15 protein-coding genes are annotated in these 18,223 nt (G+C 71.8%); 5 read left to right on the forward strand and 10 right to left on the reverse strand.

Annotated features, from left to right (window positions below; translation table 11 throughout):
* Positions 1-9 precede the first annotated feature (9 nt).
* The 6 genes from AB0N81_RS11715 to AB0N81_RS11740 all read right to left on the reverse strand — a co-directional run bounded on the left by AB0N81_RS11715 (position 10) and on the right by AB0N81_RS11740 (position 6,233).
* Positions 10-1,608, reverse strand: a complete 1,599-nt coding sequence (locus AB0N81_RS11715) for a sigma-70 family RNA polymerase sigma factor (RefSeq protein ID WP_365357826.1) — start codon at positions 1,606-1,608, stop codon at positions 10-12.
* A 240-nt stretch (positions 1,609-1,848) separates the two neighbouring features.
* Positions 1,849-2,985 carry an LCP family protein gene (locus AB0N81_RS11720; RefSeq protein ID WP_365357609.1) on the reverse strand — a complete coding sequence of 379 codons (1,137 nt, stop codon included), beginning with the start codon at positions 2,983-2,985 and terminating at the stop codon, positions 1,849-1,851.
* Positions 2,986-3,089: 104 nt separating this feature from the next.
* Positions 3,090-3,587 carry a transglycosylase SLT domain-containing protein gene (locus tag AB0N81_RS11725; RefSeq protein WP_365357610.1) on the reverse strand — a complete coding sequence of 166 codons (498 nt, stop codon included), beginning with the start codon at positions 3,585-3,587 and terminating at the stop codon, positions 3,090-3,092.
* Between the two features lie 281 nt (positions 3,588-3,868).
* A complete protein-coding gene (locus AB0N81_RS11730) occupies positions 3,869-4,477 on the reverse strand; it encodes a glycoside hydrolase family 16 protein (protein ID WP_365357827.1) in 609 nt (202 codons plus the stop codon).
* Positions 4,474-4,941 (reverse strand): GNAT family N-acetyltransferase, encoded by a 468-nt coding sequence (locus AB0N81_RS11735; protein WP_365357611.1) that lies wholly within the window; start codon positions 4,939-4,941, stop codon positions 4,474-4,476. Before AB0N81_RS11735 ends, AB0N81_RS11730 begins: the two co-directional genes overlap by 4 nt.
* A gap of 77 nt (positions 4,942-5,018) precedes the next feature.
* Complete coding sequence (locus AB0N81_RS11740) at positions 5,019-6,233, reverse strand: alpha/beta hydrolase (protein ID WP_365357612.1); 1,215 nt, start codon at positions 6,231-6,233, stop codon at positions 5,019-5,021.
* A gap of 196 nt (positions 6,234-6,429) precedes the next feature.
* Here AB0N81_RS11740 and AB0N81_RS11745 point away from each other — a divergent pair, with 196 nt between their 5' ends.
* The gene (locus AB0N81_RS11745; RefSeq protein ID WP_365357613.1) at positions 6,430-8,229 is read left to right on the forward strand and encodes an Imm49 family immunity protein; all 1,800 of its coding nucleotides are present in this window, start codon (positions 6,430-6,432) and stop codon (positions 8,227-8,229) included.
* 102 nt (positions 8,230-8,331) lie between these two features.
* Positions 8,332-11,523, forward strand: a complete 3,192-nt coding sequence (locus AB0N81_RS11750) for an amidohydrolase family protein (RefSeq protein WP_365357614.1) — start codon at positions 8,332-8,334, stop codon at positions 11,521-11,523.
* Positions 11,524-11,579: 56 nt separating this feature from the next.
* Here the strand turns inward: AB0N81_RS11750 and AB0N81_RS11755 are convergent, their stop codons facing one another.
* From AB0N81_RS11755 to AB0N81_RS11765, 3 genes are all read right to left on the reverse strand, one after another.
* On the reverse strand, positions 11,580-12,200 hold the full coding sequence (locus AB0N81_RS11755) for an L-threonylcarbamoyladenylate synthase (RefSeq protein WP_365357615.1): 621 nt from the start codon (positions 12,198-12,200) through the stop codon (positions 11,580-11,582).
* Between the two features lie 81 nt (positions 12,201-12,281).
* Positions 12,282-12,923: a hypothetical protein gene (locus tag AB0N81_RS11760; RefSeq protein WP_365357616.1), complete on the reverse strand. Its 642-nt coding sequence runs from the start codon at positions 12,921-12,923 to the stop codon at positions 12,282-12,284.
* Between the two features lie 117 nt (positions 12,924-13,040).
* Positions 13,041-13,862 (reverse strand): alpha/beta hydrolase, encoded by an 822-nt coding sequence (locus AB0N81_RS11765; RefSeq protein WP_365357617.1) that lies wholly within the window; start codon positions 13,860-13,862, stop codon positions 13,041-13,043.
* Between the two features lie 185 nt (positions 13,863-14,047).
* On the opposite strand from AB0N81_RS11765, the gene AB0N81_RS11770 reads away from it, so the two are divergent.
* Positions 14,048-14,827, forward strand: a complete 780-nt coding sequence (locus tag AB0N81_RS11770; RefSeq protein ID WP_365357618.1) for a DJ-1/PfpI family protein — start codon at positions 14,048-14,050, stop codon at positions 14,825-14,827.
* Between the two features lie 50 nt (positions 14,828-14,877).
* On the opposite strand, the gene AB0N81_RS11775 is transcribed toward AB0N81_RS11770, so the two are convergent.
* Complete coding sequence (locus tag AB0N81_RS11775; RefSeq protein WP_365357619.1) at positions 14,878-15,414, reverse strand: hypothetical protein; 537 nt, start codon at positions 15,412-15,414, stop codon at positions 14,878-14,880.
* 267 nt (positions 15,415-15,681) lie between these two features.
* Here AB0N81_RS11775 and AB0N81_RS11780 point away from each other — a divergent pair, with 267 nt between their 5' ends.
* Both AB0N81_RS11780 and AB0N81_RS11785 read left to right on the forward strand, forming a co-directional pair.
* A complete protein-coding gene (locus AB0N81_RS11780; protein ID WP_365357620.1) occupies positions 15,682-16,749 on the forward strand; it encodes a hypothetical protein in 1,068 nt (355 codons plus the stop codon).
* Between the two features lie 51 nt (positions 16,750-16,800).
* Positions 16,801-18,042: a glycosyltransferase gene (locus tag AB0N81_RS11785; protein ID WP_365357621.1), complete on the forward strand. Its 1,242-nt coding sequence runs from the start codon at positions 16,801-16,803 to the stop codon at positions 18,040-18,042.
* The last annotated feature ends 181 nt before the right edge of the window (positions 18,043-18,223 follow it).

Raw genomic sequence — 18,223 nt, forward strand, 5'->3', positions numbered from 1 at the left:
CGGACGGCGTCAGCGCGCCGTGCCGAAGGCCTGGGTCCACCAGGGGCCGCCGGAGGCGTTGTGGACGCCCACGCCCAGTTCCTTGAAGTCGCAGTTCAGGATGTTGGCGCGGTGGCCGGGGCTCTTCATCCACGAGTCCATCACCGACGCCGCGGACTGCTGGCCGCGGGCGATGTTCTCGCCGTACGTGCTCCAGCGGTAGCCGGCCGCGGTGATGCGGTCGCCGGGGTCCGTGCCGTCGGGGCTCTCGTGGTCGAAGTAGTCGCGGGCCGCCATGTCGGCGGAGTGCTTCGTGGCCGCCGTGGCGAGCTTGCCGTTGGAGCGGACCGGGCCGCAGCCCGCCTTGGCCCGCTCGGTGTTGACGAGCGCGACGACCTGTTCGGTGGTGCCGCTCGGCTTCGGGGGAGCGGGGTCCGGCGCCTCGGGCCTGGGCTTCGGCTTCGGCTTGGCCGAGGTACGGCTCGGGGAGGGCTCGGCCTTCTTCTCCTTCTTCTTCGTCTTGCTCGGGGAGGGCTTGGCGCTGGGTGACGCGGAGCGCGTGGGGGAGGCCGAGGGGGAGGCGCTCTTGGACGCCGGGTGAGTGGGGGGAGAGGCGGGAGCGGCGGCGGTGGCCGGTGCGCTCTCGTCCGTCTCCGGGCCCGTGAGGAGGTGCACCGCGGTGCCGCCGATGCCGAGCGCGACGACCGCGGCGGCCACTCCGGTCGTACGACGCCGACGTCTGGCGCGGTCACGACGGGCCTGCGCCCGCGCGGAGACCGGCCCGGCGCCGTGGGCGGACGAGAAGGAGGAACCGGCCCCCGAAGAGGTGGAGGCGGACGCGGAGCCGACCTCGAAGAGATCGGGCGGTGCCACCAGGCCCGCGAGCGCGGCGCCCACCGGAACGAGCCCGAGCCCCACCAGCAGGCCCTCGGCGGGCACCAGGTTGGACCAGTGGCCCTCGCACGCCGCGCAGTCGCGGGCGTGCCGGGCCAGCCGCTTGCGCCACAGCGCCGACGGCGCACCGTCCCATCCGGCGGTGATCTGCTGGAGCCCCGAGCAGGGCGGGTTCGCCGAGAGGGCGCGGACGACGACGCGGGCCGTCTCCAGCTGGGCCTTCATGCGCTGCACCCGTACCGCCGCGTGCTGCGGGGACAGCTCGAGCGCCTCGGCGACCTCCGCGCGCGTGAGCTCGCCCGCGGACTCCAGCCACCACAGCGACAGCAGGGCCCGGTCGTCCTCGTCCAGCCAGCGGGTGGCCTCGGCGGTCTCCCGCCGCTGCCCGGAGAGCCCGAGCCGGGTGATGGTCAGATCCACGAAGTCCGCACCCGGATCGACCACGTCGTACGCGTCCGCGAGGCCACCGCCGGCGGGTATCGCGCCCGAGGCACGTTCGCGCCAGTGGCCGCGTATCTGGTTCATGGTGATGGCGACCAGCCAGCTGCGGAAGTTCTCAGGGCCGCGCAGCCCGTCCAGGCCGCCGAGGACACGGATCATGGTCTCCTGCACCACGTCGTCCACGTCCGCGTGCCCGTTCAGGGCCCGGCCGACGATGTTGTAGACCAGCGGCAGGTACTCCGCCACCAGCGCGTCCTGTGCCTGCTGGTTCCCGTCCTGCGCTGCCCTGATCATCGTGACTTGGCGTTCGCTGCTCACGCTGTGTCCACTCTCTGTGTGGGGGGCTGACTCCTCCGACACAGGGGAGACGCCCCGCGCCCACCTGGATAACAGAAACCACCGGGGTGAGTTTTCGTGGAGGTCACGATGCCAGGTGGGGGCGGGGCGCCGCGCGCGCAGGTACTCCTTGCGGGCCGGTGGCCGGGGGCCGCCGCACGAGGGCCTGTGATCAGGAGCCCGCCGTCACCGGCGTGATCAGGAGCCCGCCGTCACCGGCGAGTCCGTCCTGTCGGCCACCGACTCCTGGGTGGCGGACTCCGGGACGGGCCTGTCCTGGCGCAGAGCGTCCCAAACCTGGTGCGACGCCTTGTCCAGCGGCAGGACGCGACCGGCGTCGCGGGTGTCGTAGGTGACCGGCATCGTCACCATGTCGGTGCGGTCGGGACTGATGTCCTTCAGCTCCTTGGCCAGGCCGAGCAGCTTGTCCGCGGAGGCCAGGTCGGAGTCGGCGCTGACCGTCTTGGTCGCCGTGTCCGCCAGGCCGTAGGACTTGGCGGGGTCGCTGAGCGGGTCGACGGTGTGGGCGCGGTGGATGAGGGCCTTCATGAAGGCCTGCTGGAGCTGGATGCGGCCCAGGTCGCTGCCGTCACCGACACCGTGCCTGGTGCGGACGAGCGCCAGCGCGTCCTCACCCTTCAGCGTGTGCTTGCCGGCGGTCAGCGACAGACCGCTGTTGTGGTCCTTGATGGCCTTGTGGGTGGTGATGTCGACCCCGCCGAGCTCGTCGATGAGCTTCTGGAATCCCTTGAAGTCGACTTCGAGGTAGTGGTTCATGCGCAGGCCCGACATCTTCTCGACCGTCTTGACGGTGCATGCGGGCCCGCCCACCTGGTACGACGAGTTGAACATGGCCTGCTGGGCGCCTGCCGCGCCGCTGCCGTGGGAGGGCGCGCACTGGGGCCGCTCGACCATCGTGTCGCGCGGAATGCTGACGACCGAGGCCTTCTTGTGGGTCTTGTCGACGTGCAGCACCATCGCGGTGTCCGCCCGGGCGCCGCTCACGCCGCTGCCGTACCGGCCGTGGGTACCGGCGCGTGAGTCGGATCCGAGCAGGAGGATGTTCATCGACCCGTCGCGCTGCTCGGCGGGCCTGTCGTGCCCGAGGGCGGCGTCGACGTCCGTGCCCTGGATGTTGCCGTCGAGGTGCTGCCAGGCATAGGCGACGCCTCCGCCACCGACGAGGACCACGCCCAGGGCGCCCCATGCGACGTAGCGCAGGGCCTTCTTCCGGGGCCGGCGCCGGGAGCCGCGTACCCGTGCGGGCCCGTAGTCGGGCGCCGGAGGGCCGTCGACCGTGTGCGCCGGGTGCTCGTTCCCGCTCTCGTGCGGCATGCGCTGCCTCTCTTCGCGAACCGGGGACCGGGGACCGGTCACCGAGGACCGGTGGGCCGGTGGGCCGGGGATCTGCTGGACCGGGGATCTGCCGGGCCGGCGGCTCAGTACGCGGAGTCGACGTTGTCGATGGAGCCGTACTTGTCGGCGGCGTAGTTGGCGGCCGCGGTGATGTTGGCGACCGGGTCGGTCAGATTGTTCGGCGTGCCGGCGACGTGGTAGGCCTCGAAGGTGGGCTGGATGACCTGGAGCAGGCCCTTGGACGGGGTGCCGTTCTGGGCGTTCACGTCCCAGCCGTTCTGCGCGTTCGGGTCACCGGCGGACTCGCGCATGATGTTGCGGTGCAGGCCCTCGTAGCTGCCGGGGATGCCCTTGGACTTCATGATGTCCAGGGACTCGCGGATCCAGCCGTCGAGGTTCTCGGGGTAGTTCTTCTTGTCGCCCGACGCGGCCTGCGGGGCCGACGCGGGCGCCTGGGCCGGCTCGGCGGCCTGGGCGGGGGAGGAGGGGACCAGCGTGAGGGCCGCAGCCGCGGCACCGGCGGTGGCGATGCCGGCGATGGAGAACTTGCGGGTACGGGCGGAACGCGTGGTGATGGCCATGCGGGAGCAACTCCTGGGTGGGGACGTGAGGGGCGCCTGACCGAGCGGCGATGTGCCGGATGTGGTCGGGGCGTCCCGAAGACCTAGCCAGAGTTAGCGGCGCTCCGGGAGCCGCGCAATGATGTGACGTACTACCCGCTTACGCAGAGCCCCTGCCCGAGGCGCCCGGCGGGCACCTGTAGGCCCCGGCCGGGCGCGCCCGGCGGCTACTACCGCCTTTAGCATGTGACGTGTCCCCTATGAGTGGCCTCACAGCCACCGGCCCCCGGAAGTGGCCTGGGTCACCGATCAACGACCAGCCGCTGCGGGAACGTCGTGCTGCCGTCCGGGTCGCCGGGCCAGTAGCCGCCGACCGCGAGGTTGAGGATGAGGAAGAAGGGCTTGTCGAGGACCCACCGGTTGCCGTTGAGGTCGGCCGGGGTACTGGTCTGGTAGACGGTGCCGTCGACGGACCAGGTGACCTTGTTCGGCGACCAGTCCACGGCGAACGTGTGGAACTTGTCCGCGAACGCCTCGCCGCCGGGCAGCGTGTACCCCGCGCCGATCCCGCCCGAGCCGGAGTAGCCCGGACCGTGCAGGGTGCCGTGGACCGTGCCCGGCTCGAAGCCGACGTTCTCCATCACGTCGATCTCGCCGCTGGCCGGCCGGCCCACGTCGCCGATGTCGGCGCCCAGCATCCAGAACGCGGGCCACATGCCCTGCCCGCGCGGCACCTTCATCCGCGCCTCTACGTGGCCATAGGTCTGCGTGAACTTCCCGGCGGTGTTCAGCCGGGCCGCCGCGTTGTTGTTGCCCGCCGTGTAGTACTGCCGCTCGTGGTTGTTGACGTTGTCGCCGGTCTCGATCTGCGAAAGGTGCGGGCCCCAAAGGTGCGGACTCTGCGGACTCAGCCCGTGGGCATCGAGCGGTACATGCCGATCGAGTCGTGCGTGGCGGTGTCGGCGAAGCCGAACTTCTCGTAGAGGAAGCGCGCCGGGCCGTCGGCGATCAGCGACACGTACGCGGTCGCGGGCGCTCGGCGCTCCAGCTCGCCGGTGAGCGCGGCCATGATGCGCCTGCCGAGGCCGCGTCCCTGGTGTGCCGGGTGTACGCAGATGTCGACGAGCTGGAACGCGGTGCCGCCGTCGCCGATGATCCGCCCCATGCCGACGGGCTCCCCCTCGTGGTGGAGCACCACGCCGTACCAGGTGTTCGGCAGGGCGAGCACGACGGCTTCGGGCGCCCGGTCGGAGAGGCCGGCGTCGGTGCGCAGGCGACGGAAGGTCTCTACGGACGGCACCCCCGGACGCAGTTCGTAGGGATCGCCCAGCACGTGAGAATCGCCGGGCGCGTAAGGGTCAGTTATGTCATGCATGCATTACATGCTAGCGGCCTCGGCCCTACGAGAATCAGCGGCGGACAGCGGTGGTGGTCGGCGGCGATCGGAGGTGGTCAGCGGTGCTGGAAGGTGACCTCCGGGTTGCCCGGCGTCGGCCCGTCGAGGAGCGGCTGCGGGGTGCCGCGGAGGTGCTGCTCGTAGAACGCCCCTATGTACGCCCGGGTGATCCGCTCGGATCGCTCACCGGACAGCGGCACCTTCGGGTCGACCACGCCGGCCTGCCCCATCAGGACGGGCGCGTCGGTGAACGTGAAGTGCCCGGAGCCCGCGACGGTGAGCCAGCGCTTCCAGCCGTCCAGGCCCTGCCACGTCTCGTCCCAGTTCTTGCCGTCCTCGACCCCTGGCGTGTGCTGCTCCTCAGTGCCCAGCATCAGGAACGGCCGGCCGTCGATCCCGGCGGGTCCGGTGTGGAAGCTGCCGTCCATGTTCAGGCCCGCCCGCACCCGGGGGTCGTCCGTCATGGTGGCGAGCGCGGCGGCCCCGCCGATGGAGTGCCCGCCCGCGCCGATCCGCCCGGCGTCGATCATGCGGGCGTGCCGCCAGGCGGCTTTGCGCCCGGTCAGCCGGTCGATGACGTACGAGAGGTCCTTGGCCCGCCCCACCGTGACGGCCTTGGGGCCGCCGGGCTCGTCGGCGACGGCACAGGCCTCACAGGTCAGGATCCGCCCGCCGGGGAAGGCGGTGCCGGTGGTCTCGTAGGCGTGGTCGACGGTGGCGACGACGAAACCACGGCTCGCCAGATCCTCGGCGAGGTGGGTCAGCGTGGCACGGGGAGCGGTGAATCCGGGGGAGAGCACGATCAGTGGAAACCGCCCCGGCGCGGGCCGCGCCCCGGCGCGCGCGAAGGCGCGGGCGGCGCTGTACGCGGCGGGGGAGACCTGCTTGTCCAGCTTCCACCACTCCAGCAGGAGCCTCGCCTCCTCCTCGGACGTGTACGAGGTGGGGCGGCCGCCGCCGTGCCGGCCGGGGTAGTACATGGAGACCATCAGCTCCCGCGCGCCCGCCGAGGGCACCCACGGGTCGCTGCGGCTCTTGTCGACGAGATGCAGGGTGTCGCGCCCGACCGCGAACGGGCCCGTGGGGCGCGGGAGATGAAGCGGTGCCGTCGCCGTCACGCTCGCCGAGGTGCCGTCGGTGCTTTGAGTGCGTTCGGGGCCGCTCGGGCCGTCGGCGAAGGCGGTGGCTCCGCCCGCGACCGGCAGGGCGAGAGCCAGGGCGAGAGTGGTGACCAGGGCGCTTCGATGCAGGGTGGTTCGGGTTCCCGTCATGACAAACCACGCTAGATCGAAGGGCGTTGGGGCGCGTCGGCCTCGGGTAGCACGCACGGCAAGACTCTGGGGGTACTCGGGTGAAGGTGACGTCAGCTTCTGGTGCGAGGCGTGACACGGCCAACCTCGGCATCACGCATCCTCTGCCTCGGCACCCCCCAGCAGTCGGCGTGGCGCCCCTTCGTAGAGTCACCGGGTGAACGAACACCTCGCACCCGACCCCCACCTGCCGATGCTGACCTTCCCGCAGGCCGAACGCCTGCGGAACCTGACAGCCGATCACTTCCTCAGCCGCCGCGGAATACGTCCCCGGATCGAGGGCGACGCCGTGCTGTGGGGAGACGGGCACCGCAGTCCGCTCCTGAATCTGGCGCACCAGTGCCGCACCGTGGCCGAGGAGCACTGGCCCCGCCTGGTCGAGGAGCACTTCACCAGGTTGGACAACGCGTCCCAGGGCGGTGAGAACGCCCAGGAGCTGCTGGCCGGGGTCGTCCTCCGTCTCCTGCCCGACGACGCCCTCGCGGGCGAGTTGGCGAACGGCTTCCGTTACGTGCGGCCCGTCGCCGAGGGCCTGGCCCTGGCGCTCGCCCTCGACACCCCCACGTCGGTCCGCATGCTCAACGACCACGACGTGGCGCGTGCCGGTCTGGAGCGGCTCTGGGCGGCGGGCAGGGAGAACCTGATCCGTGAACCGGTGGAGCACGTCGAGGTGACCGGCCCGCAAGGTGCGCGGCTGCAGTCCGTCCACGGGGACTCCCACTTCGTGGCGAGCAAGGCGCTCGTCCTTCCCGAGCTGGCCCGCGCGACCACCGGCAGGGAACTGCCGGAGGCCGGCGCGCTCGTCGTCGTCCCCAGCAGGAACCTGCTGGCGTTCCACCCCATCGAGGACGGCACGGTGGTGGACGCGGTCAACGACCTCGGCGGGTACGCGCTCGGCGCCCACGAGGACGGGCCGGGCGCACTGTCGCCGCGGCTGTACTGGTGGCACCAGGGGCGGCTGACCTCCCTCACCGTCATCGACCACGAGACCCGCTCGTTCTCCGTGGTGCCGCCGCCCGAGCTGATGGAGGTGATGCGGAAGCTGCACGCCGAGAGCGCATCGACGCATCCGGAACCCGAAGCACCGACGCACCCGGAACCCGAAGCCGGACCTCAACCTCAGCCTGAACCGGATTCCGTCGCCGCGGCCGAGGACATCGTCCGCCTCGCGCAGGGCCCCGCGGGCCTCGCCCACGCCTTCACCGTCACCAAGAAGCAGAGTGACGCACGCTTCGCGGCCGACCCCGCCTGCGCGAACCTGGAGACCTGGGAGGCGTGGGTGTGGGCCATGCAGACCGGCTCGGCGCTGTTCCGCGCGGCGGCATCCCACCAAGGCACCGTGGAGTGCCGCATCGCCGACCGCGTGCTGCCCCTGCCCGCCACCGGGCCCGTGCCGGTCGCGGACGCCCGCGCCTGGCTCGACGCCTTCTACCTCGGCGTCGTCTGCCGCGAACAGGACCGTCTGACCCTCCTCTGCGACGTGCCGCCGGACGATCTGCGCCGGGCCGCGCCCCACGACGCGTACGTCTTCCACTGGATCGAGACGCTGCGGGCCGTCTGGCTCAGGCAGCCCATGGACGACGTCGTCCAGCACCTGATCGCCACCATGGAGACCTCCCACCCCCACGTCGCGACCCGCACGCCGAGCGACTTCCTCAACCTGATCGACTATCAGCCGGCCGCCCTCCTCCACCGCATGGTCGCGGGCGACCGCGAGGCCTTCACGGAAACCCTCACCGAGGCGCTGGCCCACCACGAGCGCTACTGGACCGACAGGGCGGCGCGATCCGACGACGCGGCAGGGGCCGGAGGTGCCGCACCGTACAGCCGCGTGGCACTCGGCCCCCTCGCGATGGCGTGCCTGGCGTACGACTGGGACTTTCCCGTCGACGTGAAGTCGCCGTACTTGCCCGTGCATCTCCTCCGGCGCGACTGGCTCGGAGAGTTCCCGACGTAGGGCAGGTGCCCGACGTAGAACAAGTTCCCGACGCCGGACACCGGCGTGTTGTCGTCACGCGGTGTTGTCCACGGCGGTGGTGATGGGTGAGTGTGCTGTGTCATGGACTGTGACCGGCACGACACCGTGTTGCCTCTGTCCCGACGTCAGCTGTTCGTGGCCGCGGGGGTGTCCGGGGCGGTCGCCGCGCTGGGCACCGCCTCGGCGCCCGCCCGGCCGCGCAGCACGGTCCCCCTCTCCTTCACCCGCGTCACGAACGGCGCGGCCACCCTCGCGCCGGCCGCCGACCGGCTGGTCGTCGAGGCGCAGGCCACACTGTGGTCCCTGCCCCGCAGCGGAGGCCGGGCGGTGCCGCTGACACCGGCCGGTCTCGAGCCGAACCGGCCGGTCTACGCCCCGGACGGCACGTCGGTCGCGTTCTGCGCCTTCCAGGGCGGTGGGTTCCACCTCTGGACGATGCGCGCCGACGGGTCACACCTGCGGCAGCGCACCGACGGGCCGTGGGACGACCGGGGCCCCGCCTGGTCGCCGGACGGATCGCGCATCGCCTTCGCGTCGGAGCGCGGCGGCGACCCGGTGCGCGGCGGCTCGTACCGCATCCACGTCCTGGACCTCGCGAGCGGCGAGATCACCCGCGTGACCGGCCGGCCCGGACAGGACGGGCCGCTGCAGGACGGGCCGTGGGAGGACTTCGACCCGACCTGGTCGCCGGACGGGGAGCGGCTCCTGTTCGTCCGCGGCAAACCCGTCACCACACCGCAGGGCACGGCACTCGAGGCCCGGACCGTCGCGGCCGTCCCCGCCGGGGGAGCGGGCCCCGTCGCCGTCGCCCACACCGAGACCGCGACCGCGCAGGTCATGACGCCCGCCCTGGCCCCGGACGGACACCGTCTCGCCTATCTGCGCACCACGTCCGCGCCCCACGCCTCCTGCACCCTCGTCGTCGACGGCCGGCCCGTCGCGCTCGACGGCGACCTGGCGCCCGTGCCGCCGCGCTGGACGGCGAAGGGCGAACTCCTGCTCACCGTGGACGGCCGCTTCACGCTCGTACGACCGGACAGTCGGCGCGGCGCGGGCAAACCAGAAGTGATCCCCTTCGAAGCCACCTTGCCGGTGGACCGCCCGCGGTACCGGGTCAAGGAGTACGACCTCGGTCTCGGGCGGGCGCGCCCCACGCGCGGCATCCACCTGCCCGCGCTCTCGCCCGACGGGCGCCGGATCGCCTTCGCCGCCCTCAACTCCCTCTGGCTGGCGCACACTTCGGGTGTCCGCCCGCCCCGCAGACTGCACAGAGCGGCACCCACCGGGTATCTGCTCGGCCCGACCTGGGCACCGGACGGAAAGTCCCTGGTGTACGCCGACGACCGCGACGGCATGCTCGGCGTGTACCGCCACGACCTCGCCACCGGAACCGAGACCCGGCTCGCGAGCGGCGGCCGGGTCCACCCCGCGCTCTCGCCCGACGGCAAGCGGCTCGCCTGCCTGGACATGACCGGGCGCCTCCTGGTGCGCGACCTCGCGTCGGGCGGCGAACGCGTGCTGGTGACGCCGCTCGGCGGCGGCGGACTGCCGGGCCGGCCCAGCTGGTCACCGGACGGCCGCCACCTCGCGCTGTGCGACCGCAACCGTCTCAACCACCGCTTCCGCGAGGGCTACAACCTCATCCGGATCGTCGACGCGGCGACCGGCGCGGACCGCCTGCACGCCGTGGCCCCGCACACCTCCCTCTCCGACCGGTACGACTCCGGGCCCGTCTGGTCCCCCGACGGCCGCCTGCTCGCCGTGATCGTCGAATCGGCGCTGCACGTGCTGCCCGTCGCACCCGACGGCACGCCACGCGGCGCACTCCGGATGCTCTCCGCCGAACCCGCCGACCACCCCTCATGGTCGGGCAACTCCAGAACGCTCCTCTATCTGTCGAACGGCCGACTGCGCCTGATCGACGTCGCGGGGGGCCGCCCGCGCACGGTGCGGGCACCGGTGGACCGGCGCAGGCCCACGCCCGCCGACCTCGTGGTGCACGCAGGCCGGCTGTGGGACGGCACGGGGGACGAGGTGCGGGAGGACGTGGACATCGTCGTCCGCGGCGGCCGGATCGCCTCCGTGCGGCCGCACCGCGCCGCCGGTGACACGCCCGCGGCCCGCCGCGTCGACGCCTCGCGGCACACGGTCGTCCCCGGGCTGTGGGACACGCACACGCACCCCTGGCAGACGACGTACGGCGGACGCCAGACCGTAGGCCAGCTGACGTACGGGATCACCACGGCGGTGTCGCTGGGCGGCTTCGCCTACGAACAGGCCCGGATCCGCGAGGCCGTGACCGCGGGCGAGCTGGCGGGCCCTCATCTGCTCACCACGGGCGAGCTGCTGGACGGCGCCCGCGTCGCGTACAGCATGGGCCGCGCCCACCGCGGCAGGGCGGCTTTGAGACGCACCCTCGAACGCGGGGCCGCGCTCGACTGGGACTTCGTCAAGACCTACGTACGGGCGCCCGGCTGGGTGATGGAGGAGGCGGCGCGCTTCGCGCACGGACGGCTCGGGGTGCGCACGGGAGGCCACCTGCTCTCGCCCGGCATCCAGCTCGGCCAGGACCTGACGACCCATCTGCAGGCCACCCAGCGCGCGGAGTTCGGGCACGCCGTGACGGCGACGGGCCGCGCCTGGGACGACGTCGTCGAGATCTACAGCGCACGCGGCGCGGCCTTCTCCCTGATCGCCACACCGTTCACCTCGGCACCCCTGCTCGGAGCGGACCCGGACCTCGCGGACGACCCGCGCGTCACCGCGGTGATGCCCCCGTGGGACGCCGCCGCGGTCAAGGCGGGAGCGGCCGTTCCGCCGAGCGAGGCCCAACTGGCCACCCTGCGCAGAGAGACCGACGTCTACCGGCGTGTCCTCGCCGCCGGCGGACAGGTGGCCCTCGGCACCGACCAGCCCCTCGTCCCGGTGGGCCTCGCACTCCACCTGGGACTGCGCGCCCTGCACCGGGGCGGCCTCTCCCCGGCACAGACGCTGCGCACCGCGACCGTACTGCCGGCCCGGATGTTCGGCCTCGAACGGGAGCTGGGCACCGTCGAGACCGGGAAGGTCGCCGACGTGACCGTGGTGGACGGCGACCCGTTCACGGACTTCGACACGATGGTGCGGACGGTGTCGGTGCTCAGGGGCGGAACCCCGTACACGACCGAGGACCTGACGTCCGCGTTCGAACAGCGGCGGAAGGACGACGAGGCGTACTGGCTGAAGGTCGGCCGCCTGATGCGCCGGGGCGGGTGCTGCGCACCGGCGCCCTGAACGGAAGCCGACGGGTCCCAGGGGGGGGCGGCGGGAGCGACGGGAGCCGACGGACGCTATTCGAAGCGTGCGGTGTCGCCCGCTCCCCGCCGGACGATCTCCGCCTCGCCACCGGAGAAGTCGATGACGGTGGTGGGCTCCGTACCGCAGTCGCCGGAGTCGATGACCGCGTCCACGAGGTGGTCGAGACGCTCCTTGATGTCCCAGCCCTGCGTCAGCGGCTCCTCCTGGTCGGGCAGGAGCAGGGTGCTGGAGAGCAGTGGCTCACCGAGCTCGGCGAGCAGGGCCTGGGTGACGGTGTGGTCGGGGATGCGGACACCGACCGTCTTCTTCTTCTGGTGCGTCATCTGGCGCGGCACCTCTTTGGTGGCGGGCAGGATGAAGGTGTAACTGCCGGGCGTGGCGGCCTTGATGGCGCGGAACACGTCGTTGTCCAGATGAACGAACTGCCCCATCTGCGCGAAGCTCTCGCACATCAGGGTGAAGTGGTGGTGGTCGTCGAGCCGGCGGATGGACCGGATGCGGTCCATGCCGTCACGGCTGCCCAGCCGGCAGCCGAGCGCATAGCAGGAGTCCGTCGGATACGCGACGAGCGCGCCGGAGCGGATCCCGTCGGCCACGCTGCTGATGCTGCGCCGCTGGGGGTTGTCGGGATGCACGTCGAAGTACTTGGCCATTGCGCGAGTCTAGGTGACTTGGGTGTGCCCACCGGGGCCCGCCGGGCCGGTGTGGCGTCGGAGGGGGAGGGGCGGCAGGGCTCAGCGGTGGGTGTCGAGCGTGTGGCGCAGGGTCTTCGCGAAGGGCTCGGGGGCGCCGTGCTGTCCGAATTCGCCGCCCAGGAATCCGCCGTGGTGGCTGGGGAACACGACGAGCCCGGTGCCGAGGGCGTCGGCGATCGCGGCCGCCGCGCGGGCGGTGAACTCGCCCTCCGATTCCTGGCCGGCCGCGAGGACGACGCGGTTCGACGTGGCGTGCAGCGTGGTGAAGTCGGGCCGGTGGCTGGTGCAGCCGCGCATGTTCTGGCCGAGCAACGGGTCGTCGCGCGACCCGTCGTCCTCGGCCGGCAGCCCGAAGTCAGCCGGGGGACGGAGCCGGGGGAGGGAGCTGGGGGAGGGAGCCGGCTCGTCGGCCCACGTCGCGGGGAACGGCCCCTTCCGGCTCGTCGCCGCGATGAACTTCGCCATCGCGGGTCCCGTTCCTGCGTGCAGACAGGTCGCGTGGATGTCCGCGCAGACCGCGAGCATCACGTCCCGGTCGGGGAGGATCTGCGCGGTCGGCGGCTCGTGGGCGACGAGGGTGCGCACGAGGTCCCCGTGCCGCTCCACCAGCGCGAGGGCGTTGACGGCGCCGCCGCTGCTCGCGAACACGTCGACGGGGCCCGCGCCGAGCGCCTCGATCACCGGTCAGCGTGCGGGTCTCTGCCTCGGCCATGGGTGTCTCCTCAGTGGTCGCAGCCTTGTGAGGGGAGACTGTTCGCATCCCGGAGAGCATCGGTGAGGACAGCTCGGGCCGCGCCTTCATGCCTCGCCGATGAACTCGAGCAGATCCCGGTTCACCGCGTCGGCGTGGGTGATGAAGATGCCGTGCCCGGCGAAGGGGTACTCCTTGTAGACGTTGTCCGGCACCAGCTTCGCCAGGCGCTGCCCGCACAGACCGATGGGAGCGGAGACGTCGGCGTCGCCGTGCAGGATCAGGGTCGGCACTTGGATCGCACCGGCTTCCTCGCGCACGTCGGTGCTGAACGCTGTCTTCACGACCTCCACGGCTGCCTTGGCCGAGCAGTCGAGGCACCGCTGGACCGTCCACTCCATGAGCTCGGCGGAGATGGTGTTGCCCAGGTGCGTCGCGAAGAACGCCTGCGCGTTCTGGGCCATCCACCGGGGCCGGTCCTTGTTCCGCCCGGCCGCCATCGCGTCGAAGACCTCCTGGCTGATCCCGTCAGGGTTGTCCGGCGTCGCCAGCATCAGCGGCGCGGTGGTCCCGATCAGCGCCACCCGGCTCACCCGGTCGTAGCCGTGGCGGGAAAGGTAGCGGATCACCTCGCCGCCGCCCATCGAGTGCGCCACCAGCGTCACCTCGCGCAGATCGAGGCGGTCGAGGAGAGCCGCGAGGTCATCGGCGAGGGTGTCGTAGTCGAAGCCGTGGCCGACCCAGTCCGAGCGGCCGTGCCCGCGCCGGTCGAACGCCACGCAGCGCAGCCCTTGTTCCGACAGCGGAAGCATCTGGAACTCCCATGAGCTACTGCTGAGCCAGGCCCCGGCCACGAACACCACCGGCTTGCCCTGCCCCCAGTCGGTGTAGAAGAGGCTGGTCCCGTCGGAGCCTTCGAAGTACGGCATGAGGTGGTTCCTTCCCGAGTGGCGAGGTGGCGAGGTGGCGAGGTGTCGCGTGTCGCTGCGTTGTGCCAACTCTCGGCCATCCGAGGGGAGATGGTCGATTACCCCCGGGGTAAGGGGAACTCCGGCACCTCACCGTACGACTACTGAAGCGTCAACTGCTGTATCAGGGAAAGGCGTTGGTGGTCATGAGCAGGGATGGTGCGCAGCGGGAACCGGCCAGGCGCGTGGTGCTGCGGGGCGCGGTGTCGGGAGCGGTGGGAGCGGGGGCCGCCATCGCCGTCGGTACGGGCGGCACCGCGCAGGCGGCGCCCGCGGACGGGCGGCTGCACGTGGCGATACTGCTCTACGACGGGTTCACGGCACTGGACGCCGTGGGACCGTACGAAGTGCTGTGCCGGGTCCCGGGAGTACGGGTGACGATGGTCGGCCACGAAGCGGGACCGATCCGTACGGACACCGGAGAGCTGAGCCTGATCGCCGAACGCGCCATGCGGCACGTACGGCACGCGGACGTCCTCGTGATTCCCGGGGGAGGGCAGCGGGGCACCACGGCCATGATGGAGGACACCGCGGTCCACGAGTGGATCCGCCGCATCCACCGCCGTTCGGTCTGGACGACGTCGGTGTGCACGGGTTCGCTGATCCTTGGAGCGGCCGGGCTGCTGCGCGGCCTGCCCGCGACGACGTTCTGGGGGTCCCGGCCGTACTTGGCGGAGGTCGGCGCGACCTTCACGCCCGGACGCTTCGTCGAGGCCGGGAAGATCATCACGGCCGCGGGCGTCTCCGCCGGTATCGACATGGGGCTCCACCTCGCGGCCCGCCTCTCCGACGTGAAGGTGGCCCAGGCCATGCAGCTCGCGGTCGAGTACGACCCGGACCCTCCGTACGACACCGGCAGCCCGGAGAAGGCGGATGCGGAAACGGAGGCCCTGGCCCTCAAGCTGCTCGCCGACGCGGCGGTCTGAGGGGGCCTGCACGGCACCGGCGCGCCCCGGCCCGCGCGGGATGCGGTGCGTCAGTTCTCTTCCGCGTCGGTCAGAGCCTCGGTGATCATGCGGGTGGCGAAGTCCGGGTCGTCGGCGATGCGGTTGATGTGCTCCGCGAGCAGGAAGGCGGTGGCTTCCAGAGGAGTCATCTCCTCGTCGGTCCAGTCTCCGTACTGCCCCCGCCACAGGTTGGGGCTCAGGCCGATGCCCGCGGAGACGACCAGGCCGGCCATGGAGGGGATCACCTCCGTGGGCATGCTCTTGGGCATCATCCGCATCGAGGCCACGAGGTTGGGCACGACGTACTCGATGACGTCCTTCCCGTGCTCCTCGTGGACCTTCCGCAACCAGGTCATGAACATGAAGATGAGCGTGCACGCGCCGTCCAGTACGTCATCGGCCCCGTTGGGGCCCATCGACTCGGTGAACTGGCGGATCAGCACCTGCTGTTCGGCGTCCGTCTCGGTCTTGCCGTCGTGGATGCCCTTGAGTCGGGAGTCGATCATCATGAGCACCAGGCCCACATCGCCGACGGGAGCGTATTGAGGGTCGCAGGGCGATGGCACAGGACTTCTCCGGCATGCAGACGACGGTCGTGAAGGCGAGTCTGTTGCCTGACGCCGCCCCTGCGGAAGCGTTCCCGGCGGCATCATGCTTTCGGTACGCCCCCTTCGACCGCCTGACCGTGAGAAGGCGAACTGTTCGAGCGCAGGCGTCCGTCCCGGCCTCGTCCGGCGGTGACGCCGACCCGGGTCGCAGCGCGGATCGGTGCGAAAGCTAACGTGACGCTCCGGTACGAACGTCCGCTTCCGCTGTGACCAACGGGGAACCTCATGCTCACGCACCGCACGAACCGCACCGCCCTCTTCATGGCCGCGGGCACGGCCGTGCTCGCCCTCACCGCCAGTGCCTGCTCCTCCGACTCCGGGGACGACACCAAGTCCGGGGACGGCAACGGCACGACGGCCGCCGACCGCGCGTCCAAGGGCGTGGTCACCGAGGCCCAGGCCGAGAAGATCGCCGACAACTACGTGAAGGTCAACAACCGGGCCAACGCGAAGCGTGACAGCGCCACCCTGTCCGCCGTCGAGGCCGGCGGGCTCTTCGAGCGGAGCGCGAACACCTACAAGCAGGACAAGTTGCAGTCCGCGAAGGACAGGGCCGAGGGCCGCAAGCCCTTCGACTACGTGAACCGCGAGTACGTCATCCCCGCCGCGAAGAGCGGCGTCACCTGGTTCGCGATGCGCGCCGACACCAAGAACGACAGCGGCACATCGCCCAGGACCAGCCGCGCCACCGTCATCTTCGACAAGGAGGAGGGCGACGGCGACTGGAAGGCCGTATGGAGTGGCTGGACCACCAAGGAGGACCCCAGGACGCCCGCCCTCGCCAAGGACTCCGACGGCTTCGCGGTCCCGGTCACCGACACCGCCGAGAAGCGGGGCGTCCTCGCCCCGGACCAGATGGACGACGCGCTGGTCGCGCTCTACTCGACCGACGAGAAGCTGGGCGCGAAGGTCGGCGCGAGCGCGACCGCGAAGTGGATGACCCAGTTCCCCCTGGAGCAGAACAAGATGCTCAACCCCGGCGGCACATCGGAGTTCAAGGCGGGCAAGACGGACCACAAGACGGTCTACGCGCTGGAGACGGAGAAGGGCGGCACGCTGACCTTCTTCAACGCGGACGTCCAGGAGTACATGCACGCCACGGACCCGGCCGCCCGCATCACCCCGTCCCCGCAGATCGCCCTGCTCGCCGGCAGCAAGAAGGACGAGGTGCTGTTCCTCGTGGACTACCTGCACCAGGGCGAGGCGTACATCCCCGCCAAGGGCAAGGTCTCCATGGTCACGGACAGCTGGGACATGATCAAGGCGGAGGGCCCGCGACGCGGCCTGCGCTGAACCGAGCCGGGGACGCCGTACGCCGGAGCATTGCCCTGACATAGTGTCGGCATGCGCGCACTGATCGTGACGGCGGGGAGCTGGGGCGACGTCGCTCCCTACATCGGTCTGGGCCTGCGGCTGCGCGCCGCGGGCCATGAGGTGGCGCTCGCCACTCATGAACGGTTCCGGGCGGAGGTGACCGCTCAGGGGCTCGGTTTCCGGCCGCTGCCCGTGGACCCGAGGGCGGAGCTGGCCTCCTCCGGAGGGCAGGGGCTGGCCAGGGCGGTCAGTGCGCCCGTGGCGATCGCGCGGCTGATGCGGATGGCGAAGGCGTTCATGCCGGCGCTTTCGGCGGGCGTGCGCGACGCCGTGGGGCAGGGCGCCGACGTACTGCTGAACTCCACGGTCACCGACCCGATGTGCGCGGTGCTCGGCGAGGCGCTGCGGCTGCCGAGCCTCGGTGCCTACCTGCAGCCGATCCAGCCCACCGCGGCCTTCCCAGCACCGGTCGCCGGAGCCCGCTCGTTCGGCTCGTACGGGAACCGCCTCAGCGCCCACGTCCTGTGGGCGGCCACCGACCGGATGTTCGCCCCGGCCGTCGGCGACCTGCGGCGCGAACTCGGTCTGCCCCCCAGCAGGTTCGCCGGGCCACTCGGCCTGCCCCGTGGGCGCACCGTCCTGCACGGGTTCAGCTCACGGGTCGTCCCCCGCCCCGGGGACTGGCCCGAAGGGCACCGGATCTGCGGGTACTGGTGGCCCGGAACCACGCCCGGCTGGCAGCCGGAGCCGCGGCTGCTGGACTTCCTCTCCGCGGGCCCGCCACCGGTCTTCGCCGGCTTCGGCAGCTTCGTCACCGAGGACGCCGAACGGCTGAGCACCCTCGTCGGGGAGGCGATGCGCAGGGCGAAGGTGCGCGGTGTCCTCCAGGCGGGCTGGAGCGGTCTGCACGCCGAGAACGATGACCTCATCACGGTCCGGGAAGTCCCGCACGCCTGGCTGTTCCCCCGGACCGCCGCCGTCGTCCACCACGCCGGCGCCGGCACCACCGCGGCGGGCCTGCGCGCCGGTGTCCCCGCCGTGCCCGTCCCGGTCCAGCTGGACCAGCACTTCTGGGCCGCCCGCCTCCATGGCCTCGGCGTGTCCCCGCGCCCGCTGCGCTACCAGCGCCTGACCGCACAGCGTCTGTCGGACGCGATCACCACCGCCGTCGGCGACCCGGCCCTGCGCGGCCGCGCCCGGCGGCTCGCCGAGGACATCGCCGAGGAAGACGGCGCGCGGCAGGTCCTCGACGCGGTCGACCGGCTCGGGTGAGCCCGCACGGTGGCGCTGATCGTCCTCTTCGGGCAGAAGCTCCGCGTGTACGAGGCCACGGGGGAGGAGCCCGCCGAGCCGCCTGCGCCCGTGTCCGCGTCCTGAGGCGTGGAGACAGGTTCTGGACTCCGGTGACGTGGTACTCGTAGCGGTACGCCGCACAAGGAAGAGCGGTACGCCG

The organism is Streptomyces sp. NPDC093510, assembly GCF_040683555.1.
Taxonomy (GTDB): Bacteria; Actinomycetota; Actinomycetes; order Streptomycetales; family Streptomycetaceae; genus Streptomyces.

Bases quoted from the DNA above. Each gene is read 5' to 3' on its own strand.
- AB0N81_RS11715 (WP_365357826.1), bottom strand. From the start codon at position 1,608: ATGATCAGGGCAGCGCAGGACGGGAACCAGCAGGCACAGGACGCGCTG.
- AB0N81_RS11720 (WP_365357609.1), bottom strand. From the start codon at position 2,985: ATGCCGCACGAGAGCGGGAACGAGCACCCGGCGCACACGGTCGACGGC.
- AB0N81_RS11725 (WP_365357610.1), bottom strand. From the start codon at position 3,587: ATGGCCATCACCACGCGTTCCGCCCGTACCCGCAAGTTCTCCATCGCC.
- AB0N81_RS11735 (WP_365357611.1), bottom strand. From the start codon at position 4,941: ATGCATGACATAACTGACCCTTACGCGCCCGGCGATTCTCACGTGCTG.
- AB0N81_RS11740 (WP_365357612.1), bottom strand. From the start codon at position 6,233: ATGACGGGAACCCGAACCACCCTGCATCGAAGCGCCCTGGTCACCACT.
- AB0N81_RS11750 (WP_365357614.1), top strand. From the start codon at position 8,332: ATGGACTGTGACCGGCACGACACCGTGTTGCCTCTGTCCCGACGTCAG.
- AB0N81_RS11755 (WP_365357615.1), bottom strand. From the start codon at position 12,200: ATGGCCAAGTACTTCGACGTGCATCCCGACAACCCCCAGCGGCGCAGC.
- AB0N81_RS11765 (WP_365357617.1), bottom strand. From the start codon at position 13,862: ATGCCGTACTTCGAAGGCTCCGACGGGACCAGCCTCTTCTACACCGAC.
- AB0N81_RS11770 (WP_365357618.1), top strand. From the start codon at position 14,048: ATGAGCAGGGATGGTGCGCAGCGGGAACCGGCCAGGCGCGTGGTGCTG.
- AB0N81_RS11780 (WP_365357620.1), top strand. From the start codon at position 15,682: ATGCTCACGCACCGCACGAACCGCACCGCCCTCTTCATGGCCGCGGGC.
- AB0N81_RS11785 (WP_365357621.1), top strand. From the start codon at position 16,801: ATGCGCGCACTGATCGTGACGGCGGGGAGCTGGGGCGACGTCGCTCCC.